Raw genomic sequence first — 23,790 nt, 5'->3', positions numbered from 1 at the left:
GTATGACTGTAAAAACACAAATTACTTTCAAAGATTTTTGGGGTTTTTATTTAAAAAGTTCTTTAATAAGGTTTTTTGGCTTTCCAATTATAGCTGTTTTACTTTTTATATTTAAAGGTTTTCTGGATAGCGATGAAGGAGATATTTTTGAAAATGCTTCTATCTGGTTACTTGTCTTATGGGTTTTCATGACTGTCAGAGGTTATTTTAGTATTAAAAAAGCTTATTATTCAGACAAAAAAATTCAGGAAAATATTTCTTACACTTTTGTTGAAGATAAGATTAAAGCTGAAGGAGAAACATTTGAAAACGATTTTCATTGGAATACGGTTTCAAGAGTAAAAGAATTAAAAGATTGGTTTCTTATTTATCATAGTTTACAAACCATGAATATGATTCCTAAAAAAGATTTTACAAAACAAGAAATTGTAGCGCTCAGAACTCTTATTAAAAACAATAGCGTAAAAGCGAAACTTAGAAACGATTAATCAAAATAAAAGCGAGTGTCGATTAAATTGACACTCGCTTTTGTTTTTTATTATATTTGAATTATGCTTGAAAATGCTAAAATCCTTGGAATATTCTATGTGAAAATTTTAATTCCGACCCTATTATTTTCTTTATTAATTGCTTTTGCAACACATCTAAATTTCGAAAATTTTGGATTATGTTTTCTTTTATTATTTCCAATGCTTCATTTTTTCATTTATGAATTAAGGCTTAAAAATGAATATCACTTTTACGCCAATTTCGGATTTTCAAGAATATTTCTTTGGGGATTAACCTTATCAATAAGCATTGTTATAAAATTCACATCCGTATATTTATGAGTAAACTACATATTGACAGTATAACAAAAACATTCGGAACTAAAAAAATACTACAAGATGTCTACTTGAGTTGTGAAACAGGAAAAATCATTGGGCTTTTCGGAAGTAATGGTTCCGGAAAATCTACTTTATTTCAAATAATTTTCGGAACATTAAAAGGGGAAACTCAATTTATTAAATTCGACACGGTTATTCTTAACAATCAATGGGATAGAAAAAACAGAATCTCTTATCTTCCCCAATATTCATTTTTACCAAAAAATAGCAAGATTAAAAACCTCATCAATCTATTCTGCAATAAAGAAAATAGTGAAAAGCTCCATAACTTAGAATTAATACACCCCTTTTTAAACGAAACACCAAAAAATCTTTCCACTGGTGAACAAAGAATTATTGAAGTCTTACTCATTATTCATTCCAAATCAGATTTTATTTTATTAGATGAGCCCTTTCACAGTCTTTCCCCAAAAATAGCTACTGAACTCAAAAAAATAATTAAAGAAATTTCAAAGGAAAAAGGCTTCATTATTTCAGATCATAATTATCAGGATGTTTTAGACATTTCAGATGAAATATATCTAATCTCCAACACTTATGTAAGAAAAATAAAAGATATCAAGGAATTGCAATTATTTAAATACCTCCCGAAAAGCATTTAATTTATATATTTGAAGAGTCAAAAATTTTTCATGATGATTTCCGCAAAAAAAGTATTTTATTTATCAATTCTCAGTGTTTTTTCTTTAAGCTTAATGAAAGGGCAAAATAAAGTTCCTTTTGGAGTTGTAAAAGCTGAAGAAGGCTATGCCATGGTACGTGTTGCTAAAGATAATTACCGAAAAATTGTAGATAAAATCCGTATGCGCCGAGGAGATGTTTTTGTGTATGTGAAACCGGCTCCCGGAGAAACAGAATGGATCTGGATCAAATATCCTGACAAAGATGACACTGAAAAACCTTTCGTAAGATATGATTCTTTAAATAAAGAAGGTATGGTGAATAAAGATCGTATTGCTTACATCGATCAGCTACCGCCTTACACGCCTTCCAAATCCAAAAACGGAAAATCGCTTATTTTCACAGATAACACCGACCCAAAAATACCGGCTAACCAGAGGAGTAAAGTGATTATTGACGTTTATCCATCCAACGCGAGTTACCGTAAAAAGGAAAAAGATGCTAACGGAAAAATTCTTACCATTGATAAAGTAAAACCTTGGGGAATCGGTAACGAACTTCCTGAAGGCATGACAGAAATTAAATCTATCAGAATTCAACAACCCGGAAGAGGTTCTGTTTTTGTAAGAGAAGCCATCAAAAATTTATTCCAGCCAACAATGGATTTCAATAATGTTGGAGTGACTTCTATCGATAATGATCATATTTTTCTTTATATGATTAATGGTTCTGGAGAAAACCGCTACACTACGCTTTGGACAATCAAAGAAGGAAAAGTTATCAGCCAGATCATCTATAATAATCCGGAATAATTCGTTTATCTTTCATATAATCCTTATTTTTGCACCGAAAAGTTATTCTGCTTTGGCTTCTAGCTGATGGCATTTTGCTTTTCAGAAACTGGTTCTGCTTAATTGCAGATTAAAAGGGAATCGTGTGAAAATCACGAACTGTCGCGCAACTGTAAGTAACGAAAGTCTTTATCAAAAATCCACTGTGCGAGGCATGGGAAGGAGATAAAGATGTTACAAGTCAGGAGACCTGCCTATTTCTTTAAGACAAAAACTTTCGCGATCTGAAGTTTATTGATCAATAGTTTTTTTCAGGAATTTCTATGTTCCTGTCATTTTCTGTTTGTTCTAATATCCTTTCTTTTCGCTTTAATTAATAATGAAATATGACTACAGAAGAAAGAATTAAAGCATCCGAAACCAGCATTTTTAAAGCCGTTTTCCCTAATACAACCAATCATTACGATACTCTTTTCGGAGGTACCGCGATGCAGCTGATGGATGAAGTGGCATTTATTACCGCTACCCGATTTGCCAGAAAAAGAGTGGTTACAGTAAGCAGTGATAAAATTGATTTTAAAAGACCAATTCCTGCAGGAACTATTGTCGAGTTAATTGGCAAAGTTTCTCACGTCGGAACAACGAGTATGAAAGTAAATGTAGAGATCTACACGGAACAAATGTATTCTTATGAAAGAGAAAGAGCGATTGTAGGTGATTTTACTTTTGTGGCGATTGATGAATTTAAAAAACCAATTCAAATATTATAAATACTTTTTATGGTTTCGGCGGCCTTTGGCCGCCGAAACCTATTTCAATTTTTCAATAAAAAAACTTAAATCACAATTGCTTTATCATTCTAAAGACATCTCTAAAAAGTGGATTTAGATTCACTGCGGGAATGACAAAAATGATGTTAAAGTTGATTATTTATCCTAATTCTTAGTATAAAATTATCTCACAACCTTCTCAGTTTCCAAATTCTTGATCATCAAATACTGAAAAGCCTCTCCCATTTCATCCGAAGCTCTGCTGATGGCATTTTCGAGCATATTTCTCACTTGATTTTCTGTTACTCCGGCTTCTGTCCAGCTTTTTCCTGATGTGTGCGAATTTAAGATGAAAGGCATAATTCTGTCAATCGCACAGGCAAAAATAGCATCAGGAGTTTGTTCTTCTTCAAATTCAAGCCAAAGATTAAAGAACTCGGTGCGTAATGGTTCATCCAAAATTCCGAAAATATTTTGAGCTGATTGTTTTTCTCTTTCAAATTTCCCGACCATTGCCGCTTCATCAAACAGGAAAGTATCTCCGGCTTCAATTTCTACCAAATCGTGAATGGAAAGCATTCTGATCACTCTTAACAAATCAACATCTGCCCTGTTTTTCGCATATGGAAAAAGGATCTGGGCTAAAATAATGATCTGCCACGAATGTTCAGCCGTATTTTCTCTTCTAGAATCATCGGCATTGTAATTTCTTCTCTGTACATTTTTTAAAGCATCAACGGCTAAAATAAAATCGATCTCTTTCTGAATCTTCATTTTTAATCTTTATAATATTGATTTATTGGATATTTTGTGGTTTTGGCAACCCATTTATTATTTTTAAATTCTCTTTTCGTCACTCTTACGATTTCATCTCCTCCCGTTGCATCTTCTTCCAGTTCATACATTTTCAATAAACCTTTTTTTGGTACAACAGCATATTCTGTCATAAGATGCCAGCAACAACCTGATTTTGAATAAGTAATTAAACGTTTTCGCTCAGGATCCGTCTGAAACATTCCGAGATTTTCATATGCCAGACTTGTCAATTCTTCACTTATTATAAATTGCTTTTTAGTGGAATTAAAAACATAAACCTCATAAGACGGGCCTCCGTAACTGCTTTCATTTCCGTTTCTTATTGCGATATCTTCTGTTCCGTCAAAATTAAAATCATTAAAAATCAACGGACTTTGCTCATCATATAACTGGATAATATTGGCTGTCAGCTGCTGGTCTGCCTTTAAATAAAAATTAAGATCGTCAGAAGTAAAAGTCTGAAATTTTTTGGAAGTCTTTTTATCAATCAGCTCAATAATACCTTTTCCCTTACATTCATCTTTTTCGCAGTTTTCAACATTAATTTTTACCTCATAATTTTTGGATGCATCTTTTAATTCAAATTGTTTTTGTCCAAAAGCAGCAACTCCCAAAAGGGCAAACGGTAGTAAAAATCTGGAATTCATCATATCTCTGTTTTAAATATTTAATTGAATTTTCAACCAAACACTATTGCAAAAATAAGAGTTTTGATTGTAAAGCTCATTTATGTAAGAGATTAATTGTATTTTTAGTAGAAATATTTCACATGCATCCAGAGTTTAATTATCCGGCAGAAATTAAGGGAAAAAGAAAGCTATATTCTTTATTTAAAGGGCTTAACCATCCATTGGAAGTCATCAGCGGAAACCATCTGTCTGTAGGCGATAATTATTATATTAAAGCTAGTTTTACCAATAAAAATTTCATCTTTTCTCAGGATAAAGAGTTCGTTGAATATATTTTAAAACAGAATCATAAAAATTATCAAAAATCTGAAATACAATCCGTCACTTTAGGAAAATATCTGGGAAAAGGTCTTTTGACGAACAACGGAAAGGATTGGCTGAAACAAAGAAGACTCATTCAGCCGGGTTTCAGTAAGGCTAAAATCGCCAACCTTGTTTCTATTATGGAAGAAGAAATTGATAAATCTCTTGAATCATTTACAACTGAATCTGAGGTAGATCTGTATGATTTTTTTCATTCGCTGGCTTTTAATATTGTTGCAAAAACTCTGTTCAGTTCTGATGTTGATGAAAATACGGTGAATGAGTTAAGCAAAATAATCACAGAAGTTCAGGAGGTTTCTACTAAAGAAGTGCGTCTACCTTTTTATACCAATATCTTAAATATTTTCGGTGTTATTGAAAAAAACATTGAAAAAAGCAGAAGAGCAAAAGCGATCATCCAAAGTATTTTAGATAAAAGAAGAACTTCAAAAGAGGAAAAGAGCGATCTTTTGGATATGTTGATTCAGACACGATATGAAGATACGCAACTGACAATGTCGGACGAACAATTGGTTGATGAAATGCTTATTCTCTTCATTGCAGGGCATGAAACGACTGCCAATGCTTTAAGCTTTATATTTTTTGAAATCAGTCAAAATCCAAAAGCTGAGGAAAAATTAAAAAAAGAAATAGGAAATGAGGGAGAAATGGTTTTTACTTCAGAAAATTTAATGAAGAAATCATTTACAGTCAATATTATTAAAGAAGCTATGCGCTTACATTCTCCGGCTTGGGCAATCGACCGTGAAGCTTTAGAAGATGACAGTTTTAAAGAATATTCGTGGCCAAAAGGTACTTTGATCATCCTTTATATCAGCGGACTTCACAGAAATCCAAAATATTGGGAGCATCCGGATTCCTTTATTCCTGAACGTTTTGAGGATGAAAATTCTAAAAATTTCGCCTACTATCCCTTCGGAGCCGGCCCTCGCCTTTGCATCGGTGAGCATTTTGCCATGATGGAAATGGCTCTCATCGTCCGTAAATTCTACAAAAGATTCACTTTTATATCATATCAGAAAAAATTAGAGAAAAAAGCTCTTGTTACGTTAAGACCTGTCAGCTTAAAAGGTAAAATTATCAATAATTTGACTTAATTTTTCCAAAACATTCAATTCTGAAAATTCATCATTAAAAATAATTAAACTGATTTTCAATTAGTTATACTATTTATTTATATTTTTCCACTACTTTGTATTGCATATTACCATTTTAATTACATATCTTTGTAATGTAAAATCGGAATAGGTTCAACTAGCTAGGAATTTTATTCTGATTGGATATAACTAATTAACAAAACTTATTAAAGATGAATACCGAAAATACCAAAGCGCAAATGCGAAAAGGAATTCTGGAATTCTGTATTTTAAGTCTCATCAATCACCGCGAAATGTATGTTTCCGACCTAATAGATGAACTGAAAAAAGGAAAGCTGGATGTAGTAGAAGGAACCCTCTACCCTCTTTTAACAAGACTGAAAAATGGAGAGTTTCTCTCTTACAGATGGGAAGAATCTACAGGAGGACCTCCCAGAAAATACTACCAAATAACAGAAAAAGGCAAATTGTTTTTGGACGAACTTCAAAATACCTGGAAAGAATTAACAGATTCTGTAAACCAAATCACTCAAAAAATTTAAAAACAAAGCTATGAACAAGACACTCTCAATAGGACTCGCAGGTTTCTCTTTTACAATAGAAGAACACGCATATATAAAGCTTAGCGATTATCTTAATGCACTGAGAAGCTCTTTGGATGCTTCAGAAGCGGACGAGGTAATGCATGACATAGAAATAAGAATGGTTGAAATTTTCAGAGATTCTTTAGGAAAACGTGAAGTGGTAAATGATACCGATGTAGAAAGAGTAATTGCTCAGATCGGTACTCCTGAAAAGATCGAAGAGCAGGAAGAAGCTTACTATTCTGAAAAAAACACTAAAAAAACATACACTTCAGGTACGGAATACACAGACAAAAAACAACTGTTCCGTGATCCTGAAAGACAAAAAATAGCAGGTGTTTGCGCAGGTTTAGCTCATTATGTTGGAATGGATATTACGGCGATGAGAGCGATCTGGCTAGGGATTTTCATCCTTGGGATCTTTACAGCAGCAATTTCTTCTTCATTAGTGGTATTACTTTACATCATTCTTTGGATCGTTTTACCAACTGCAGAAACTGCAGCAGATTTCCTGAAAATGAAGGGAAAGCCTATGAACTTCGACAATCTTAAGAATGAGTCTAATAAATTAGTACAATTCGCTAATGAATCTACTCAGAGGGTCGGAGAAATCTATATCGAAAGCAAACCTTACATCAACAATGCCGGAAGCGGTATCTGGAATGTAATAAGATATATTTTAGGAGGAATCTTCGCTTTAATGGCTTTTGGTTGCCTTATCGGTTCATTTGTAGGTTTCGGATTTATGGGAAACAGTGATTTCCCTCCAATCAGTCAAATGAATTACTATTTCGATAACGACGGAATGAAATATGTGATCATGGCAATGATCGTTCTGGGAAGCTTAATTCCTGCAATGATATTCGCATTGTTAAGTATTAAATTAATTTCTCCAAAAACGAAATTAAGAAATACAGGATGGGTTTTAGGAGCATTATTCCTTGGATTGATCGCAATTTCTACTTACTTCGGAATCAGCATGGCTAAAAAAGAAATGTTCTTAAAAGGTCATAAAGAAGATACAGAGGAAGTTTCTATCAATACAACTTCAGACAGTATTTATGTAGACTTTAAACAAATTACGATCCCTCAGAACTTTACAGGCTATGATGATGATCTTTATTCTGACAAAGTATCTGTATATGAAAAAGACTGGATTCATGTAGACGTAACAAGAAAAGCTGATATTAAAACTCCTTATTTAATCATTAAAAAAGAAGCAAAAGGTTATAATCTTCCATTGAATGTAAGCGTTCCTGTAGAAATTGTTAACAATAAAGTTATCCTTCCAAACTACATCAAGTTCCCTTACGAACACAGATTCAGAGATTACAATATTGGTTATGAATTGGTAGTTCCTCAAAATACAATCGTAATCCCTGTAAAGAAAGACGGAATTAACTTCGACGGAGATTTGAACGGAGACGGAATGAACGACAACGATCAAGATAATGACGACGACAACGGAAACATCAGAATCGAGAAAAACAAGATCTCTGTAAACGGTTCTACCATCGAATACAGCTCTGACGATAAAGACAGCGTGATCATTAACGGGAAAAAAGTTCCTGCAAACCAAGCTGACAAAGTAATTGATTCAATGAAAACAAACATCAAAAAGATGAAAGGTGATGTTGACATCAAAGTAAATGACGGAAAAAACGAGATTTCTATCAAAACCAAATAATAAACTGCAGAGAGTGGCTGAAGGTGTGAATGGAAAGCAACAGTTTGAAATTCACACTCTTCTTCTCTCAAAAAAAACAAAAAAACTAAATTTAAGTTCTGCATATCAAGAAATTATCTTATCTTCGTAAACAATTAATAACCCAAATCTAAACACTTACAAATGGTTCAATTAGCATTAGAAATAGTAATGAAAATCGTAGATTTAATCAGCGGTTTGTTTTAAGAGCGATAATATTTCAATATATTTGTAAAGTATAACCTATTGGTTGTACTTTTTTGTTTTTAATTCAAACTATATGAAAAAACTGATTGGCAAATTGATGTTAAAAATGTTAGGTTGGAAGGTCGTCTTGCAAGGCGACGTAAACAGTCTGGACAGATGTATTCTTGTTGTAGCCCCACACACCCACAACATGGAATATTTATTAGGAAATCTTGCCTATTGGTCTTTGGGGAAACCTTTAAAAATAATCATTAAAGACGCCCACACAAAAGCTTGGTATGGAAGTGTAGTAAGAAGTTTGGGAGGAATTGGTATCGACAGAAGCCAGAAAAATGATTTGGTGAAATTCGTTGCAGATCAGTTTGCAAAAGAAGATTTCAGCCTTGTAATTACTCCGGAAGGCACCAGAAGCTGGGTTCCGAAATGGCGAAAAGGCTTTTATCACATGGCTTTGGCTGCAAAAGTTCCTATCGTGCTTGCTGCTGGGGATTTTAAAAGAAATATTGTCTATCTTGGTTATACCATTCCTTACGAAAGAATAGCTTCCGCTCCTTTTTCTGAAATTATGGAAGAAATACAGGATTATTACATCAAAAATGATATCGTCCCAAAAATTCCGGAAAACTGGAATCCTAATATTATGGGAACTGATGAAGTTAGGAGTTAGGAGTTAGGAGTTAGGAGCAAAATTACTTATACTTACTCATTAAATATCATTTATCAATCATCACTTATCATTTATAAAGTATGTCACGAACTAAAGAAGAGATATTACAGTTTTTAAACAGTTGGGGAAACAATGTTACTTTAGCTAAAACATTAGAAATACAATTCATCGACATCGATCTGGAAAATGAAACTTTAACAGCAACAATGCCTGTTCAGCCTAAAGTTCACCAGCCTTTTGGGATTTTACACGGGGGCGCAAGCTGTGTTTTGGCCGAAACAATGGGCTCAAGCCTGTCCAACATCTTCATTGATGGCAGTAAATATTATGGCGTAGGAACTAATATTAATTCCAATCATTTAAAAAGTAAAAAAGACGGTCTCGTAACGGCAGTCGCAAGATTTATCCGAAAAGGAAAAACAATGCACGTTTCTGAAATTGAAATTCGTGATGAAAAAGGCGTGTTGATCAATCACACAACAATGACCAACAATATCCTTTTAAAATAAGATCTATTTAAAATTAAAATACAAGGCTCAAAAAAAAATTGGGCCTTTTTTATTTTATAAAACCCTTAATGATCATTAAAAAAAGTCCACTTAAATTTTGACATATTTAAGACTAATAATACCTTTACAGAAAGAAAAATCAATCTCGGAATCTCTTATATGATTTCCAAATAATGATTTTCGAAAAGCATTTAATTCATGATTTATTTCAAATTTCCTTTTGACGAAAAACTGTATTCAACAGATGAAAAAACAGATAAAAAATCAATCAACTTTCATTCTTTTGATGGATTAAGGCAGATTAGTTTTGATGGAAATATTATTGAAATCAATCAGGAAAAATTTAACCAAGAAACCATTACAAGCAACTCTTTACCGGAAGATAAAAGTAATTTCATCGCTGAAACTAAAGATGAATATTTACAAAAATTAAAAGAAGTCATTCAAGTCATTAATGAAAATGATTTACCAAAATTAGTCCTTTCGAGAAGGAAAATTTTTAATGATTTTAATCAAATTGATTTAAAAGAAAGCTTCAACAATTTATGTAAAACATATCCAAACGCTTTCAGATACATTTTTAATAATGGTGAAAACGCCTGGATGGGCGCTTTTTCGGAGGTCTTAGGGAAATTCAACAAAACGACTCACGAGTTTGAAACAATGAGCCTGGCGGGCACTCTACCCGTCTCAGAGGAATGGTCTGAGAAAGAAATTGAGGAACAAAAGCCGGTTTCAAGCTATATTAAAAATATCTTAACTAAATATGTCACTCTGAGCGAAGTCGAAGAGTCAAAAACTCACGATCATATTTCAGGAAATATCAAACATTTAAGAACAGATTTTAAAGCAAAAATACAACCTGAAGATCTGGATCGCCTTATTCAGGAACTACACCCTACTCCGGCTGTCTGCGGGATCCCAAAAGATTTTTGTAAAGAAAACATTCAAAAGATTGAAAAATTTCCGCGCGAATTTTATGCGGGTTATATCAAGATTGAAACAGAAGATACCGTTCAGTTTTTCGTTAATCTTCGTTGTGCAAAATTACATCAAAATGCTGTTCATCTCTTTGTAGGTGGCGGAATTACCGCTCAAAGCAATCCCGAAAAAGAGTGGGTTGAAACCGAACTAAAATCTGAAGCCGTTTTGAAGAATCTGGTTATTTTTTAGTCATTTTTGTGATTTTATATCAAGAAAAACCTCTTAAATTAGATTTAAGAGGTTTATATATTTTAATAATGTTAAAGATTATTTTTTCAATCCGATCTTACTCCATGTATTTAACACAAAAAGTAACACAAGCCCGATAACGGCCGAAGCAATTGAAAATACAAACTTCAGATTATCCTCAGATAAAACATCCGACTGCCAGTCTAAAGCATAAAGATTAATGGCTATAAACACGATGAATAGTACTAAAAATACTTTATAAAACTTCTGCATGATTCTTAAAAATTAATATAGTTCTGCACCAATTGTGCAAAGTTTGCTGTAAATAATTTAATTGAAATTGCCAAAAGGATGATCCCGAAAACTTTCTGTAAGATAGACAAAGTAGCCTCTCCCATTTTCCTTTCCAGCCATTTTGCTGATTTCAGCACCAAATATACGAAAATTGTGTTGAGAACGATTCCCAAAATAATATTAATATCATGGAATTCAGCTCTAAGCGATAACGTAGTTGTTAAAGTTCCGGCTCCCGCAATCAACGGAAACGCAATAGGGACGATGGATGCAGCCTTTGCTTCCGTCGTTTTATTGATTTCAATACCTAAAATCATTTCCAGTGCTATGATAAAAATCACAAAAGCTCCGGCAATAGCAAAGGAATTTACATCTACTCCGATCAATTTCAGGATTTTATTTCCTACGAATAAAAATATGATCATGATAACTCCGGCAGTAATAGAAGCCCTTCCTGCCTCAATTTGCCCGAATTTCTGCTGTAAGCTTACAACAATGGGAACAGAACCGATAATATCGATTACAGCGAAAAGAACCATAAAACAGGTAACAATCTCTTTTATAGAAAAATCATTAAAAACTTCCATCTTTTTGTAATTAAAAATTTCGCAAAAATATGAAAAAAAATTGATTATTTGCTAATCTGAGAATACAAATTAACAATTGCCTTCAAAAGTTCATCCATTCCCTCATAAGATTTTACAGGGGCATACTTCTCAATCTGTATCTTTTGCGAAAGAGTTCTGTATTCTTCGGCAACTGCAGAACCTTTATAACCTTCCAGAAACTTTCTGAAATCTTCTGCAGAACTTTGGAAATACTGATTTCTAACCTCATAATCCATCTCATCTATGGTTTGAAAGAACTTCTGATAATCTTCATTATCTTTAAGATTTTCTAAATAACTGAAATAATCGTTAATATCAGTTTTTAAGCTTTGTCTTATTTCATTTTCGGTTTCCGCTACAGAACCTAAAGATTTTGAAGGTATATTTTCTTTAACTAATGTACGTTTTTTTTGCCAAGTCTTAAATAAAAGATAGGTAATAAATAATCCTAATAAAATGATAATATTGGTTAAAAGTATCCCCCAATTGAATTTACTTTTTTCTTTAACTTTAAATGAAGTTGTCTTTAAAACCGGAGTATTTACGGTTTCTAAAAAGTTATTGGTATATTCATTTACCTTTTCAACCGTGGTTTTAGCTTCCATGATCTGATCATGAGAAAACGCGTTCACGGCTAACGTTTCCTGACCAAGATCTGTATATTCTTTACTTGCCGGATTAAAGAAAGCGAACGGTTCTGTTTTAATAAGAATATCACCTGCCTTTTTGGGAATTACAACATAATTAGCCAAGATTTCACCTTTAATTCCGGTAGTTCCAGGTGCTACATTTGAAGTAATTTTAGGTGCAAAAATCTCATAATCCGGAGATTCAACGATCTTAGGAAGTTCCATATCAGACAAATTCCCTTCTCCTGAAACTTTTATTACGACGTTAATCGGTTTTTTAACCTCAACCTTTTCTTTTGAAGTATTATAAACGCTTACATTAAAGTTTCCGACTGCATTTTTAAAACACTCCGGAGAACCCTCAGGAAGCTTTCTTACATTAAGTTTAACCTTATTGGAAACTATTTTATTTTTGTTAGAATAAGTATTAACGGAAGCCGAAACAGAAGGTACTTCAACATATCCTGCTTCATTTGGAAACACCATAAATACAGCCAAAACCTGTGAAGCCATATTTCCGTATCCGGATGAAGGATCAATCTCGGATTTCGTGAAATTTACCGGATGTACATTAATGTTATCCTGCTCAGGAAGACGGATATTCTTTACTTTTCTGAAGTTATCCATATTTTTAGAATATACTTTCAGAACAGCAACAGTAGGCTGATCCTGATAAACGTCCCTGTCCTCAATTTCCATGTTCAGATAAACATCGTTGGAAGCATTGGCTACAGATTTCTTTTCAACATCTTTTACCAAGATATCGAAAGGTTCAGTTTTATAAATTTTATTGTTAACCGTAACCAAAACAGAACCGATCTTGATTTTACCTTTCTGCTTAGGTTCAAGCGCAAGTTGCGAAACTCGTTGTGTAATTACAGTGTTGGTTGCAGGATCTATGTACGTATTATTTACAGATCCGGAACCGATGATATTGAATTTTGACAGATCCGGAAGACGAATTGGCGTTTGCTGATTATATTCGCTACCATTCATTTCCAGCGTGATGGTAAGGTTTACAACATCTTTTCCTGAGTAATCATTTTTATCAGGATTTACATTAATACTTACCTGTCCGTAAGAAATTACGGAAGAAAGGATAAATAATATGTAAATAATTTTCTGTTGCATCACCAATCTTTCTCGTTGCTTTGAGGCATCGAATAAGAATTTTTATTTAAAATCCTTTTGGCGGTTTCTTTCTCTTTATCGCTTACTTTATCTAATATTGCGTTTTCAAGATCTTTTGGCATTTTACCTTCATTATTTTGCTTCCGGTTCGGATCATTTCCCTGCTGACTTTCCCCCTGATTTTGCTGGCCTTTACCCTGATCCTGTTTTTGATCTTTGGTATCGCCTTTCTGATCATCATTTTTCTGTTGGTCTTTACCCCCGCCGCCTTTGCCTGACTTATTCTGCTGGTCTTTTTTCTGTTGGTTTTCTTTTTCCTTCAACTTGGCAATTCCATAATTTTTTCTTGTTGCTTCGTTATAAGGGTCTTGTTTTAAGGATTTCTTATAATAATCGGCCGCTTTCTCAGGCTGTTTCATCTGCATATAAGTGTTCCCCAAATTATGAAGAGCGGCTGCCTTGTCAGGAATTGTCTGAGAAAGTTGTTGTGCTTTTTCAAACTCAGCTTTTGCTTCATCATATTTTTTATTTTTATACAAAGCGTTTCCTAAATTATAGTGTGCCGTAAAATCCTTTTCATTAGATTTTATAGCTTCCATATACTTAGAAGATGCTCCATCATAATCTTTACCATTAAATTTCTGATTGCCCTCATAGACCAAAGTCCTATAGCTTTCCTGCCCGAAAACGAAGCTGGAAAACGAAAAAGCAATTATAAACGATAAAAAAATGATTTTAGTATTCATTATGTGCAAAATTATCCCTTTATATGTTAATAAACAGTGTCTTAATTGTTAAAGTTGGGTTAAAGTGGTATCGAAACTTTTCAAAGACAATTACTAATATTAAACATTAAAATCTCTTTTAGGATTAAAAATATAAATTAAAAAGAAGAAAAGTATTGAAACAGCCAAAAAATATTGATAATAATGATTAGCATTCTGAGATTTAACCAATGTATCAGAAGAAGACATTTTTTTACTCAAAGCATCTGCAATTCTGCTTGGCGCCTCATTGATATTATTTCCGTCAATATAGCTTCCACCTGTGGATTCAGCCATTTTTTTCAAGGCTTCGGTTTGTCTTTTAGAAATTACCGTTTCTCCGGCTTGATCTGTTTTGTAACCCATTAATTGTCCAAAAACATATTCCGGAACGGGCGCTCCTTCATCAGAACCAATCCCTACTGAAGTGATCATTATTCCTTCTTTATTAGCGAGTTTTATAGCTGCATTATCGTTTCCTTCATTATCTTCGCCATCACTCAATAAAACGATTTTTCTTGAACCCTTGCTTACATTTTTAAATTTTTCAACCGCAACCTGCATTCCTTTTAAGAAATCAGTTCCCTGAATCTGCATAGAATTGGTCTCAATAGCATTGACATACGTTTCGGCCGAACTATAATCTGTTGTTAACGGCATAATGGAAACAGATTCTCCTGCAAATATCACAATCCCGACTTTGTCGCTTTTCATCTTCTGCATCGTGTTGATCATCAGGTTTTTCGCTTCTGTCAAACGACTCGGATTAATATCCTCCGCATTCATAGAGTTGGAAACATCAAGCATAAAGATCACATTATTCATCCTTTGATTGCTTTTTACTTCTTCCGAACCATTCAATAAATCAATAATGGAAAATATTAAAAATAATGTTCCCAAAAGGTACAGAGCGGGAAAAATTTTAACAAATCCTGATCTTTTTTCGAACAATTCTTCATGAAACTGACTGTCGGCAAAAATGTTCCTCCTTTTATTGTTCCATTTCAGAAAACGAATCAATAAAATAGCTAACAGCGGCAAAAGCAACAGCAACAATAAATACCAGTAATTACCTAAATACCAATCCATCAGCTTAAAAATTTATAAAATACCCATCTCAGCAAGGCATCAATAATTAACATTCCTAAAGCAATCCAAAGGAAAATCTTAAAATATTCCTGATAATTGTAAAGCTTAGACACTTTGATATCAGATTTTTCCAATTGATTAATTTCATTATAAACCTCTTCCAGACTACTGTTTGAGGTAGCTCTGAAATATCTTCCGTTCGTCGTTTGTGCCACTTCTCTTAAAAGGTCTTCATCAATTCTCACTTCCGTTTCTGTAAAGACCAGATCTCCGAAAATATCCTGTTGAGTAGGCATTAACGCATATCCGTTTGTTCCAATTCCGATAGAATATACCTTGATGTCGTTATTTTTAGCCAATTCAGCAGCAACCTGAGCGGGCATCGCATTTTCAATAGTATTGACGCCATCCGTCATTAAAATAATGATCTTGCTTTTGGCTTTGCTGTTTCTGAGGTGATTTACTGCAACAGAAAGTCCTTCGCCAATTGCAGTTCCCGGTTGAAGTTCGAGTGGATTTAGATTTTTTAATTCATCAATTACAACCTGATGATCAGACGTTACAGGAACCTTTGTAAACGCTTCACCGGAATAAGTCACCAAACCTAATCGGTCATTCGGACGTTTTTCAACAAATTTTATAGCAATATCTTTCAGTGCTGTTAAACGATCAGGCGTTAAATCTTTAGCCAGCATACTCAATGATACGTCGACGGCCAGCATAATATCAATTCCTTTTGTATCGTCTCTATCCTGAGAAACGGTGAATGTTCGTGGTCTCGCCATCGCAATAATCAACGCGGAAAGAATAAGATATTTGGAGATTTTCAGTAAAAAAAGTACAGCTACAATTCCACTGCTTCCTTCCATATTTTTTACGGTAGGAACTTTTATACCTTTCTTTTTCTGTTTGCTTACATCTCTGATAAAAAGAGGAATAAACAGCACAAAAAGCAGTAAAAACCACGGACTATAAAATTCAAAATTAAACATCCTTTCTTAAGTTTTCGAATTCTAAATCCTTTGATGATCTCTTCACAAATTCTCTTACGTCTGCAAAATCCTTTTCCATAGCATCTTTATCAGGGAAAGTTTTGGCAAATTTCACCAAGTCTCCTCTTAAAAATACATCTTCAACCACTTTTTCGTTTTCCAGAGAGATCGTATTGTTCTTTTTCATTAAATCTATTAAATCATCCGTCAATAAAACATCTGCAGGCAAATGGTATTGTTTAGTGATAAATTTTCTTGAAATTTCGATCAATTCAACATAAAATGAACGATAATTTCCTTCTTCAATGTATTTTTTCTTTTTAAGAGAATCCAATTCCTTCAAGGTCTGATTAGTTGCCACAGCCGGAGAACTTTTCGATTTTCTACCCCATTTCATATACATGATAACAGCAATAATCAAAGCAATAATCGCCAAAGCTGCCAAAATATAAAATTTGTAAAGCTCCCAATAATCTTTTGCCTCAAGCTTAACTTCCTTATTATGCATAATATCATTGATCTGATCGTCTTTTTGAGCAGTATTCATGACATCAATTTCGTAAGGAATTGTTTTTAAAACTTTACCTCCCACTTTAAATTCTAATTCAGGAATAGTGAATTTTCCTTCTTCATAAACAGCAAATTCAATCTTTCTATAATAGATATCGGGGTTCTGTGCAATACTATCTTTAATTTCTTCAAAATGGAAAGGTAATAATTCGTTTTTGGGAGCCGCTACAACCGTTTCGTTATGAAGATTATTTATTGTCACAACAATATAATTTACCTCTCCCAAAGCAAGCGTTTTCTTCTCAAGACTAGAAGAAAGTATCTGTGAGAAAGCATTCGCACAGACTAAAAAACATAGTATAAATAGTAATTTTTTCAACTTTTATAAGTTTTGGCTAAAGCCAATTGATTTTTTTAAAAATTTATTTAAACGAACTTCCTTCGACTCCGCTCAGGATAATATACCCGTTCCTATTGATGCAATTATTTCTTCTGAAAATAACTATACAATAATTTTGAATAATCCGCACCTGTATTTACATTCATAAAAGAGGCCGAACTGTTGGCGAAATCATCTTCCAACGCTCTTACTTTTTGTTTCTGCGCTTCTGCAAAAGTATATCTCCATCTTGCACTGGAAGTATTTGCCCAAACCTGTTTTCCTGTTTCGGCATCATACAAGAGCGCATATCCAACGTCAGGAATTTCATTATCTTTTTCATCATAAATTCTCATTCCAAGCAAATGGTGTTTTTTTGAAGCGACACGAAGCATTTTAGAATCGTATTCATCTTCAAAATCCGAGAATAAGAAAACCAACGATTTTCTTTTAAAAATTCCCATCATATATTCCATTGCCTTATCAATTTTGGAGACTCCCGGAACATAATCAGCCGTTAAAATATTACTGATAATCGACAAAATATGCTTCCTACCCTTTTGAGGCGGAATTACTTTATACACTTTATCAGCAAATAAAATCAGACCAACTTTATCATTATTTCCCGCTGCCGAAAAACCTAAACTTGCTGCAATTTCTGCAACATATTCTCTTTTCAGCTGAGTCTTCGTTCCGTAATCCATTGAAGCTGAAATATCCACCAAAATCATCATCGTCAGTTCCCTCTCCTCTTCCATTACTTTTACGAATGGTTCACGGAAACGGGCGGTTTTATTCCAGTCAATTCTTCGAATTTCATCGCCAAACTGATACGGACGGACTTCCGAGAAAGTCATTCCCTGCCCTTTAAAAGCACTGTGATATTGTCCCATCAAAGTAGCTTCCGTCTTCCTGCGAGTACGGATTTCTATTTGCTTTACTTTTTTTACAATATCTTTTATCTGCATGTTTTGCGTTTGAGTGTGTTAGAGTTTGCGTGTTTTTGCATTCTTAAAACTTCCAGCATCCAGCTACAATCTTCCAGCTTATTTAAATTCAATTGAAACATTAAACCATTCATCATCAAACTTAGGTTCGTATTTTTTGTAGAAATTAATAGCTGGTTCGTTCCAATTCAATACCTGGAAAACCATTCCGCTGTATTGATTTGATCTTCCGTGTTCTAAGGTGGCTTCAAATAATTTCTTCCCGATTTGTTTTCCCCTTAGTTTTTCCGTCACAACCAGATCTTCCAGATATAATCTCCTTCCTTTCCAGGTCGAATATCGATCATAATACAATGAAATTCCAACAATCTGTCCTTCAAACTCAGCTACAAAAGCTCCCCAAACCGGAGACTTACCGAAACCGTCTTCAGTAAATTGTTCTAACGTTAAGGTAACTTCATGCAAAGCCTTTTCATAGTCAGCCAATTCTTTAATTAACTCCAACATCGGAGCACAATCTTCCTGAACTGCTTTTCTGATAATAATTTCTTCCATTAAAATTAAGGAGCTTGAATTTTCGCTAAAATTCTGTTAACAATTTCTTCTGTAGAAATCTCTTCTGCCTCAGCTTCGAATGTTAATCCAATTCTGTGTCTCAACACATCTTTTGCCAATTCTTTTACATCTTCAGGAATTACAAAAGCTCTTCCTTTTAAGAATGCATAGGCTCTTGAGGCAATTGCTAAGTTAATAGATGCTCTTGGAGATGCGCCGAAACTGATATAATTTTTAAGTTCAGAAAGACCATAATTTTCAGGATAACGGGTTGCAAAAACCATATCCAGAATATATTTTTCGATCTTTTCGTCTAAATAAATCTGATTGATTAATTCTTTGGCGTCTATAATATTTTGCAGAGAAACCACAGGTTTTACTATTGGTTGATGAGAAGTAGAGACCATTCTCATTACCGTTCTTTCATCCTCAAACTTAGGATAATCTATCGTACATTTCAGCATAAAACGGTCGCTCTGAGCTTCCGGTAAAAGATACGTACCTTCCTGATCGATTGGGTTTTGTGTTGCTAATACCAAAAACGGTTTTGGAAGCTTCATCGTTTCATCACCAATTGTCACCTGCTTTTCCTGCATCACCTCCAAAAGAGCTGACTGTACTTTTGCAGGAGCTCGGTTGATCTCATCTGCAAGTACGAAATTTGCAAAAACAGGCCCTCTTTTTATAGAAAAATCGTTCTCTTTGATATTATAGATCATTGTTCCTACAACATCTGCAGGCAATAGATCGGGTGTAAACTGAATCCTTGAAAACTCACCATGAACAGCATCCGCCAACGTTTTAATAGCTAACGTTTTTGCCAATCCGGGAACCCCTTCCAAAAGAACGTGCCCGCCTCCTAACAAACCTACCAAAAGACGGTCTATCATGTATTCCTGACCAATGATAACCTTGTTGATTTCCTGTCTCAGAAGTGAAAATAAATAGTTTTGTTCTTTTATCTTTTCCGTCAACTGACGAATGTCTTCTGCTTGATATGTTGTATCTGACATAGTTTAAATTAAAATAAGTTGTAAATTTCTAATAAATACTTGCATTAATCAACACAATAAATGCCATTTTTGAGTTAAAGTTTGTTAAATATTCTGAGGATTTATGAGATATTCAGCTAATCAACTGAGTTTTAATTTATATAATCCATTTGAGAACTAAGTTTGCCTATTTTAAAAAGCATTGTAACTTAACAGAAAAAGCACCATGAAATTCTTAGTTATAAAAATTTCATGGTGCCATTTTTTTATTTAATTATAAAATCTAAGCTATAAATATCTATTAAAGTTTAGTAATGGTAATGGTAAATACATCTTCCGGAACATCAATTGTTTCTTCGTAAGATCCTACATTGATATAATATTCTGTTCCTGCCACTGTTGGAACGGTAATTGTTTCCGTCGCAGCAGCACCGCCATTATCCATCGTACCGACGCATCCCAGAGCACTGCAAGTGCCACTGTACACATCTACTTGAGGATCAAAAGTACTTCCGCCGGGCATAGTCACTTTAATAGAATACTGACTGCCATCTCCTATTAATTTAAACCAAGTTCCATCGTTCATTGCGTCAGGACAAACTGCTATATTCCCTGCATTATTAGTTGCAGAAACAGCATCACTTTGCGTGTATGAATAAGGGAAAGCAGAAGCCAATAAAGCACCTGAACAGACATCATTTACGGGCACAGGAGGAATAGTTTTAAAAATAACTTCTGTACAGCCTGAAGATTCAACTCCGGCAGAAACTGCACTAACCTTCAAATAGTAATTAGTATTAGAATTAAGGGGAGTTGATGGAGTAAAATCAGTCCCTGTTACTACCTGATTGATTACGTTTGTACTGCCCGAGCTTGTTCCTATTGAAATTTTATAAGAGTCTGCCCCAGAAACAGGAAACCATTTAATATTGGGTGATAAAGCAACTAATTGAGCATTATTCGTCGGATACAAAACAAACGGGCAAGCAGGTGTAGACCTAGGCGTTAATCCTGAAATCGTTACCGCTGATTTATAATCTGCTCTTATTCCACCCGGAGGAGAAGCCGGGTCAATAACCGCGCCATCACCTTTATAATAAAGAGTAGAATATGGAAGATGTGGATAAACCTTAAATGCCTCGTCAAAATTATTAATATCGATACTCGGAGCATTTTCTTTTGCCGCGATCACTAAATTATCTGTATTATTATAAGTGAAAGGCGTTGTAAAAGTAACTTCAACTTTATTATTATTTTTAGTAACAGTTCCTGCGAACACCTGCGTGAGCTGTGAAGAAGGAATCCAATCCGTACCGGATATGAAAGCTGTTTTTGTTGTATGTCCTAAATAAACAGTCCAATTTGAAGAATCAGAAATAGTTGAAGACGGATCTATATAAAACGTAAGACCTGTAATATTTCCTGCAGCATTCGCATTTACTTCCTGTTTAGGATAGATCTGCTGAACATAAGAATAGGAAAAAAAACTGCTTACCGGAGCAGTTCCCACATTTGTACTTCCAATGTTTATATTTATTTGGGCATTAAACACCAACGATATCAATAACAAAGATAAAAGTAAAATTCTTTTCATAATTAATAAATTCAATATGGAATATGGTGCTAATTTAATACTAAAGTTTTAATTTTTATAATAAATTTGATTATTTAATCACATATAGTAATACCGATAATATTTTAAACACATATTAACTTTATTACTTTAAATATTTATACAATAATCAATAAATCATTATTTACTTTGAAAAATCAATCTATAAACATCAAATTTAAGCACATATTTTAATACATTTGTAACAAATACCAATTACATGTATAAAAAGCTATTTTTTTTGAGTCTCTTTTTCGCAGGACTTCTTCAATCACAAACCACAACAATGGTAAACGTGATTTCACAAGCAGTTTATTATGATGGCTATGCAGCAACGGTATCTGATCCTGTTCCTACAGGTCTGATAAGACTTGGAAACACAAGATATGCAAGAAAACTTACAGATGCGGAACTGAATTCTTTTAAAGCTAAAATTGCCATGAGAGTTTCCATAGGCGCTCTTTGTGACAATTATGACCGTCTGGGAGAAGTTTTCTTAGCCTTAGTTCCTAAAAATCAGGCTACCTATACTTTAGACGATGTAAATGTAAAAAGAATGGAAGTTGGTAGATACATTACTCCTTTTATGAACAAAAACCGCACTCCTTCGGAAGTTCCTTACACTTATGATTTGAGTAATTTATACAGCGTCTTTCATGATTCTGTCCTTCGCAGTACTTACGATATATATATGGAACTGGACGTTTTTGGTGTTCCTTATGCAGCACAAACACAGGTTGCGGGATGTTCCGGCAGAATTGATGTTTTTTCCGGATCTCTTACTTTCTTTTCAACAGATGCAGGGGCAACACCTACGGATTACAATAGCCTTACTCCTCTGTTGAGCTACAGCAGAATCAATAATTATAATAGTACAGATGTTGCCGGTCAAACCGTTAGAATTGTAAATTTCAACCTACCCAATCCCGTTACTGATGCCCGCTTTTTTGTAATATCAACACCTCATGGCGCAAACAGCGGTGGTGAAGAATATGTAAGAAGACAAAACTACACGTACATAGATGATGTACAAGTGCTTACATACACTCCCGGAGGAATCTCGTGCGAACCGTTCAGAGTATACAATACACAAGGTAACGGAATATACGGAACAACTCCGAAAACTTTTGCCGATTGGACTTCATGGAATAACTGGTGTCCGGGTAATTCTGTTCCTATCAGAGGATTCGTATTGCCTAACTTGACCGCAGGAAATCACACCCTAAAACATACAATACCAAGCGCTGTTTTTAACCAGCAACAGGGAGATGTATATTTATCTGTTTATATGCAGGGTAAAAGCAATGTCAATTTAAATGTAAATGATATTAAAACAACAGATGTAAGTATTTACCCAAATCCAACTTCTGATTTTGTCAATATTAAATCTCCAATAGACGTAATATCTCTAACTTTATTTAGCATAGATGGGAGAAAATTAGTTGAAAAATATAAAGAAAATAAGATCGATATTTCTTCATACAACACAGGAATTTATATTCTGAATATTGTATTAAAAGACGGAACATCTTTCAAACACAAAATCATCAAAAAATAAAAAGAATACGAATATTCTGTTAAAAATAATTAAAAAAACCTCTTTTCGAATATTTTCGCAGGAGGTTTTTACTTTTATAAAATTTGAATATATATTACATTGCCAATCAACTTCAACCCTATTTCATATTTAAAAATATCTGCCACGGTAACTCAAGCTTCGAAGTCATATTAAAATAGCCATAAAAGAAATACACTTCCCAAAATCAATTATTTTAACAAAGACTTTCCTTTAAACAAAAGAAAAACGAATGCCTTTTTTAACATTTATTACTTTTTAAAATAGTATTTTAAATAATTTTAACCTTAATCTCACATTTAAAAATTGTCACTTCCAGTTTATTAAACTATTTTTGGTGATTAAAAAATTTGTAAAATGAATTATCATTTTCAAGCCCACAGACAGGTGAGAAAAAACCTTCTGGATATCCTGCAAAATACATCTCATGAAGATCTTTTGCTGATTCCGGATGGCTTTAACAATAACATTTACTGGAATATTGCGCATACCGTTGCTACAGAGCAGCTTTTGCACTATTACCTAAGCGGAAATCCTTTCAGAATTGATAAATATTGGATCGAAACATATAAGAAAGGAACCCTTCCGAACTTAAATGTACAAAAATCTGAGGTGGAAGATCTTGAGTTTTTACTAACCGAAACTTCAAAGATCTTAATGAAAGATTATGACAGCGATTTCTTCTCAGACTACACTCCCTACACCACAAGTTTTGGGATGGATCTGAAAAGCATACAGGATGCCATCATATTCAACAATATGCATGAAAGCCTGCATTATGGCTATGCAATGGCACAGAAAAGAGCAATTTTAGGAGAAAAAGGAAGGTAGTTAAAAGTGAATTTTGCGGTGCAGGTCAATTCTCAAATGTT

Annotated in this window: 25 protein-coding genes and 1 riboswitch; of the genes, 12 read left to right on the top strand and 13 right to left on the bottom strand. The window is 33.8% G+C overall.

Features of this window, described 5'->3' with window-relative positions; translation table 11 throughout:
* Positions 1-2: 2 nt before the first annotated feature.
* The 4 genes from BT156_RS10415 to BT156_RS10395 all read left to right on the top strand — a co-directional run bounded on the left by BT156_RS10415 (position 3) and on the right by BT156_RS10395 (position 3,069).
* Positions 3-488 (top strand): YcxB family protein, encoded by a 486-nt coding sequence (locus tag BT156_RS10415; RefSeq protein WP_072409849.1) that lies wholly within the window; start codon positions 3-5, stop codon positions 486-488.
* A gap of 338 nt (positions 489-826) precedes the next feature.
* Entirely contained in the window at positions 827-1,489 is a 663-nt protein-coding gene (locus BT156_RS10405; RefSeq protein ID WP_072409845.1) for an ATP-binding cassette domain-containing protein, read from the top strand.
* Positions 1,490-1,519: 30 nt separating this feature from the next.
* Positions 1,520-2,320: a hypothetical protein gene (locus BT156_RS10400; protein WP_072409843.1), complete on the top strand. Its 801-nt coding sequence runs from the start codon at positions 1,520-1,522 to the stop codon at positions 2,318-2,320.
* A gap of 72 nt (positions 2,321-2,392) precedes the next feature.
* Positions 2,393-2,571: riboswitch (cobalamin riboswitch) on the top strand.
* 114 nt (positions 2,572-2,685) lie between these two features.
* Entirely contained in the window at positions 2,686-3,069 is a 384-nt protein-coding gene (locus BT156_RS10395) for an acyl-CoA thioesterase (RefSeq protein ID WP_072409841.1), read from the top strand.
* 183 nt (positions 3,070-3,252) lie between these two features.
* Here the strand turns inward: BT156_RS10395 and BT156_RS10390 are convergent, their stop codons facing one another.
* Positions 3,253-3,843 (bottom strand): HD domain-containing protein, encoded by a 591-nt coding sequence (locus tag BT156_RS10390; RefSeq protein WP_072409839.1) that lies wholly within the window; start codon positions 3,841-3,843, stop codon positions 3,253-3,255.
* Between the two features lie 2 nt (positions 3,844-3,845).
* Positions 3,846-4,535 carry an XAC2610-related protein gene (locus tag BT156_RS10385; RefSeq protein WP_072409837.1) on the bottom strand — a complete coding sequence of 230 codons (690 nt, stop codon included), beginning with the start codon at positions 4,533-4,535 and terminating at the stop codon, positions 3,846-3,848.
* 119 nt (positions 4,536-4,654) lie between these two features.
* Between BT156_RS10385 and BT156_RS10380 the strand changes: the two genes are divergently transcribed.
* From BT156_RS10380 to BT156_RS10355, 6 genes are all read left to right on the top strand, one after another.
* Positions 4,655-5,995: a cytochrome P450 gene (locus BT156_RS10380; RefSeq protein ID WP_083582333.1), complete on the top strand. Its 1,341-nt coding sequence runs from the start codon at positions 4,655-4,657 to the stop codon at positions 5,993-5,995.
* Between the two features lie 212 nt (positions 5,996-6,207).
* Positions 6,208-6,537, top strand: coding sequence for a PadR family transcriptional regulator (locus BT156_RS10375; protein WP_072409836.1), 330 nt, complete (start codon positions 6,208-6,210; stop codon positions 6,535-6,537).
* Between the two features lie 10 nt (positions 6,538-6,547).
* On the top strand, positions 6,548-8,266 hold the full coding sequence (locus tag BT156_RS10370; protein WP_072409834.1) for a PspC domain-containing protein: 1,719 nt from the start codon (positions 6,548-6,550) through the stop codon (positions 8,264-8,266).
* A gap of 298 nt (positions 8,267-8,564) precedes the next feature.
* On the top strand, positions 8,565-9,158 hold the full coding sequence (locus BT156_RS10365) for a 1-acyl-sn-glycerol-3-phosphate acyltransferase (protein ID WP_072409832.1): 594 nt from the start codon (positions 8,565-8,567) through the stop codon (positions 9,156-9,158).
* A gap of 80 nt (positions 9,159-9,238) precedes the next feature.
* Positions 9,239-9,667, top strand: a complete 429-nt coding sequence (locus BT156_RS10360) for a PaaI family thioesterase (protein ID WP_072409830.1) — start codon at positions 9,239-9,241, stop codon at positions 9,665-9,667.
* Between the two features lie 198 nt (positions 9,668-9,865).
* On the top strand, positions 9,866-10,840 hold the full coding sequence (locus BT156_RS10355) for a chorismate-binding protein (RefSeq protein WP_072409828.1): 975 nt from the start codon (positions 9,866-9,868) through the stop codon (positions 10,838-10,840).
* Between the two features lie 78 nt (positions 10,841-10,918).
* On the opposite strand, the gene BT156_RS10350 is transcribed toward BT156_RS10355, so the two are convergent.
* The 11 genes from BT156_RS10350 to BT156_RS10300 form a co-directional block, all read right to left on the bottom strand.
* On the bottom strand, positions 10,919-11,113 hold the full coding sequence (locus tag BT156_RS10350; protein ID WP_066756330.1) for a hypothetical protein: 195 nt from the start codon (positions 11,111-11,113) through the stop codon (positions 10,919-10,921).
* 5 nt (positions 11,114-11,118) lie between these two features.
* Positions 11,119-11,721, bottom strand: coding sequence for a MarC family protein (locus BT156_RS10345; RefSeq protein ID WP_072409826.1), 603 nt, complete (start codon positions 11,719-11,721; stop codon positions 11,119-11,121).
* Positions 11,722-11,765: 44 nt separating this feature from the next.
* Positions 11,766-13,502, bottom strand: coding sequence for a BatD family protein (locus BT156_RS10340; RefSeq protein WP_072409824.1), 1,737 nt, complete (start codon positions 13,500-13,502; stop codon positions 11,766-11,768).
* Positions 13,502-14,248 (bottom strand): tetratricopeptide repeat protein, encoded by a 747-nt coding sequence (locus tag BT156_RS10335; RefSeq protein WP_072409822.1) that lies wholly within the window; start codon positions 14,246-14,248, stop codon positions 13,502-13,504. Before BT156_RS10335 ends, BT156_RS10340 begins: the two co-directional genes overlap by 1 nt.
* A 99-nt stretch (positions 14,249-14,347) precedes the next feature.
* Positions 14,348-15,355 carry a vWA domain-containing protein gene (locus tag BT156_RS10330; RefSeq protein ID WP_072409820.1) on the bottom strand — a complete coding sequence of 336 codons (1,008 nt, stop codon included), beginning with the start codon at positions 15,353-15,355 and terminating at the stop codon, positions 14,348-14,350.
* Positions 15,355-16,347: a vWA domain-containing protein gene (locus BT156_RS10325; protein WP_072409818.1), complete on the bottom strand. Its 993-nt coding sequence runs from the start codon at positions 16,345-16,347 to the stop codon at positions 15,355-15,357. Before BT156_RS10325 ends, BT156_RS10330 begins: the two co-directional genes overlap by 1 nt.
* Entirely contained in the window at positions 16,340-17,236 is an 897-nt protein-coding gene (locus BT156_RS10320; protein ID WP_072409817.1) for a BatD family protein, read from the bottom strand. Before BT156_RS10320 ends, BT156_RS10325 begins: the two co-directional genes overlap by 8 nt.
* Before the next feature lie 104 nt (positions 17,237-17,340).
* The gene (locus BT156_RS10315) at positions 17,341-18,204 is read right to left on the bottom strand and encodes a DUF58 domain-containing protein (protein ID WP_072409816.1); all 864 of its coding nucleotides are present in this window, start codon (positions 18,202-18,204) and stop codon (positions 17,341-17,343) included.
* Between the two features lie 78 nt (positions 18,205-18,282).
* Positions 18,283-18,738, bottom strand: a complete 456-nt coding sequence (locus BT156_RS10310) for a GNAT family N-acetyltransferase (RefSeq protein WP_072409815.1) — start codon at positions 18,736-18,738, stop codon at positions 18,283-18,285.
* Positions 18,739-18,743: 5 nt separating this feature from the next.
* Complete coding sequence (locus BT156_RS10305; protein WP_072409814.1) at positions 18,744-19,751, bottom strand: AAA family ATPase; 1,008 nt, start codon at positions 19,749-19,751, stop codon at positions 18,744-18,746.
* 280 nt (positions 19,752-20,031) lie between these two features.
* The gene (locus BT156_RS10300; protein ID WP_072409813.1) at positions 20,032-21,324 is read right to left on the bottom strand and encodes a hypothetical protein; all 1,293 of its coding nucleotides are present in this window, start codon (positions 21,322-21,324) and stop codon (positions 20,032-20,034) included.
* 259 nt (positions 21,325-21,583) lie between these two features.
* Between BT156_RS10300 and BT156_RS10295 the strand changes: the two genes are divergently transcribed.
* Both BT156_RS10295 and BT156_RS10290 read left to right on the top strand, forming a co-directional pair.
* Positions 21,584-22,900: a peptide-N-glycosidase F-related protein gene (locus BT156_RS10295; protein WP_170857295.1), complete on the top strand. Its 1,317-nt coding sequence runs from the start codon at positions 21,584-21,586 to the stop codon at positions 22,898-22,900.
* Between the two features lie 375 nt (positions 22,901-23,275).
* Positions 23,276-23,749 carry a DinB family protein gene (locus BT156_RS10290; RefSeq protein ID WP_072409811.1) on the top strand — a complete coding sequence of 158 codons (474 nt, stop codon included), beginning with the start codon at positions 23,276-23,278 and terminating at the stop codon, positions 23,747-23,749.
* Positions 23,750-23,790: the final 41 nt, after the last annotated feature.

Origin of the sequence: Chryseobacterium limigenitum, from assembly GCF_900114875.1 — a bacterium.
Classification (GTDB): Bacteria; Bacteroidota; Bacteroidia; order Flavobacteriales; family Weeksellaceae; genus Chryseobacterium; species Chryseobacterium limigenitum.
The sequence above is the reverse complement of the archived record's forward strand: the minus strand, read 5'-3'. Positions and strand labels throughout refer to the sequence as shown.

What these genes read in the sequence shown, in the direction of transcription:
- BT156_RS10415 (WP_072409849.1), top strand. Translation starts at nt 3, where the DNA reads ATGACTGTAAAAACACAAATTACTTTCAAAGATTTTTGGGGTTTTTAT.
- BT156_RS10405 (WP_072409845.1), top strand. Translation starts at nt 827, where the DNA reads ATGAGTAAACTACATATTGACAGTATAACAAAAACATTCGGAACTAAA.
- BT156_RS10400 (WP_072409843.1), top strand. Translation starts at nt 1,520, where the DNA reads ATGATGATTTCCGCAAAAAAAGTATTTTATTTATCAATTCTCAGTGTT.
- BT156_RS10395 (WP_072409841.1), top strand. Translation starts at nt 2,686, where the DNA reads ATGACTACAGAAGAAAGAATTAAAGCATCCGAAACCAGCATTTTTAAA.
- BT156_RS10390 (WP_072409839.1), bottom strand. Translation starts at nt 3,843, where the DNA reads ATGAAGATTCAGAAAGAGATCGATTTTATTTTAGCCGTTGATGCTTTA.
- BT156_RS10385 (WP_072409837.1), bottom strand. Translation starts at nt 4,535, where the DNA reads ATGATGAATTCCAGATTTTTACTACCGTTTGCCCTTTTGGGAGTTGCT.
- BT156_RS10380 (WP_083582333.1), top strand. Translation starts at nt 4,655, where the DNA reads ATGCATCCAGAGTTTAATTATCCGGCAGAAATTAAGGGAAAAAGAAAG.
- BT156_RS10375 (WP_072409836.1), top strand. Translation starts at nt 6,208, where the DNA reads ATGAATACCGAAAATACCAAAGCGCAAATGCGAAAAGGAATTCTGGAA.
- BT156_RS10370 (WP_072409834.1), top strand. Translation starts at nt 6,548, where the DNA reads ATGAACAAGACACTCTCAATAGGACTCGCAGGTTTCTCTTTTACAATA.
- BT156_RS10365 (WP_072409832.1), top strand. Translation starts at nt 8,565, where the DNA reads ATGAAAAAACTGATTGGCAAATTGATGTTAAAAATGTTAGGTTGGAAG.
- BT156_RS10360 (WP_072409830.1), top strand. Translation starts at nt 9,239, where the DNA reads ATGTCACGAACTAAAGAAGAGATATTACAGTTTTTAAACAGTTGGGGA.
- BT156_RS10355 (WP_072409828.1), top strand. Translation starts at nt 9,866, where the DNA reads ATGATTTATTTCAAATTTCCTTTTGACGAAAAACTGTATTCAACAGAT.
- BT156_RS10350 (WP_066756330.1), bottom strand. Translation starts at nt 11,113, where the DNA reads ATGCAGAAGTTTTATAAAGTATTTTTAGTACTATTCATCGTGTTTATA.
- BT156_RS10345 (WP_072409826.1), bottom strand. Translation starts at nt 11,721, where the DNA reads ATGGAAGTTTTTAATGATTTTTCTATAAAAGAGATTGTTACCTGTTTT.
- BT156_RS10340 (WP_072409824.1), bottom strand. Translation starts at nt 13,502, where the DNA reads ATGCAACAGAAAATTATTTACATATTATTTATCCTTTCTTCCGTAATT.
- BT156_RS10335 (WP_072409822.1), bottom strand. Translation starts at nt 14,248, where the DNA reads ATGAATACTAAAATCATTTTTTTATCGTTTATAATTGCTTTTTCGTTT.
- BT156_RS10330 (WP_072409820.1), bottom strand. Translation starts at nt 15,355, where the DNA reads ATGGATTGGTATTTAGGTAATTACTGGTATTTATTGTTGCTGTTGCTT.
- BT156_RS10325 (WP_072409818.1), bottom strand. Translation starts at nt 16,347, where the DNA reads ATGTTTAATTTTGAATTTTATAGTCCGTGGTTTTTACTGCTTTTTGTG.
- BT156_RS10315 (WP_072409816.1), bottom strand. Translation starts at nt 18,204, where the DNA reads ATGCAGATAAAAGATATTGTAAAAAAAGTAAAGCAAATAGAAATCCGT.
- BT156_RS10310 (WP_072409815.1), bottom strand. Translation starts at nt 18,738, where the DNA reads ATGGAAGAAATTATTATCAGAAAAGCAGTTCAGGAAGATTGTGCTCCG.
- BT156_RS10305 (WP_072409814.1), bottom strand. Translation starts at nt 19,751, where the DNA reads ATGTCAGATACAACATATCAAGCAGAAGACATTCGTCAGTTGACGGAA.
- BT156_RS10300 (WP_072409813.1), bottom strand. Translation starts at nt 21,324, where the DNA reads ATGAAAAGAATTTTACTTTTATCTTTGTTATTGATATCGTTGGTGTTT.
- BT156_RS10290 (WP_072409811.1), top strand. Translation starts at nt 23,276, where the DNA reads ATGAATTATCATTTTCAAGCCCACAGACAGGTGAGAAAAAACCTTCTG.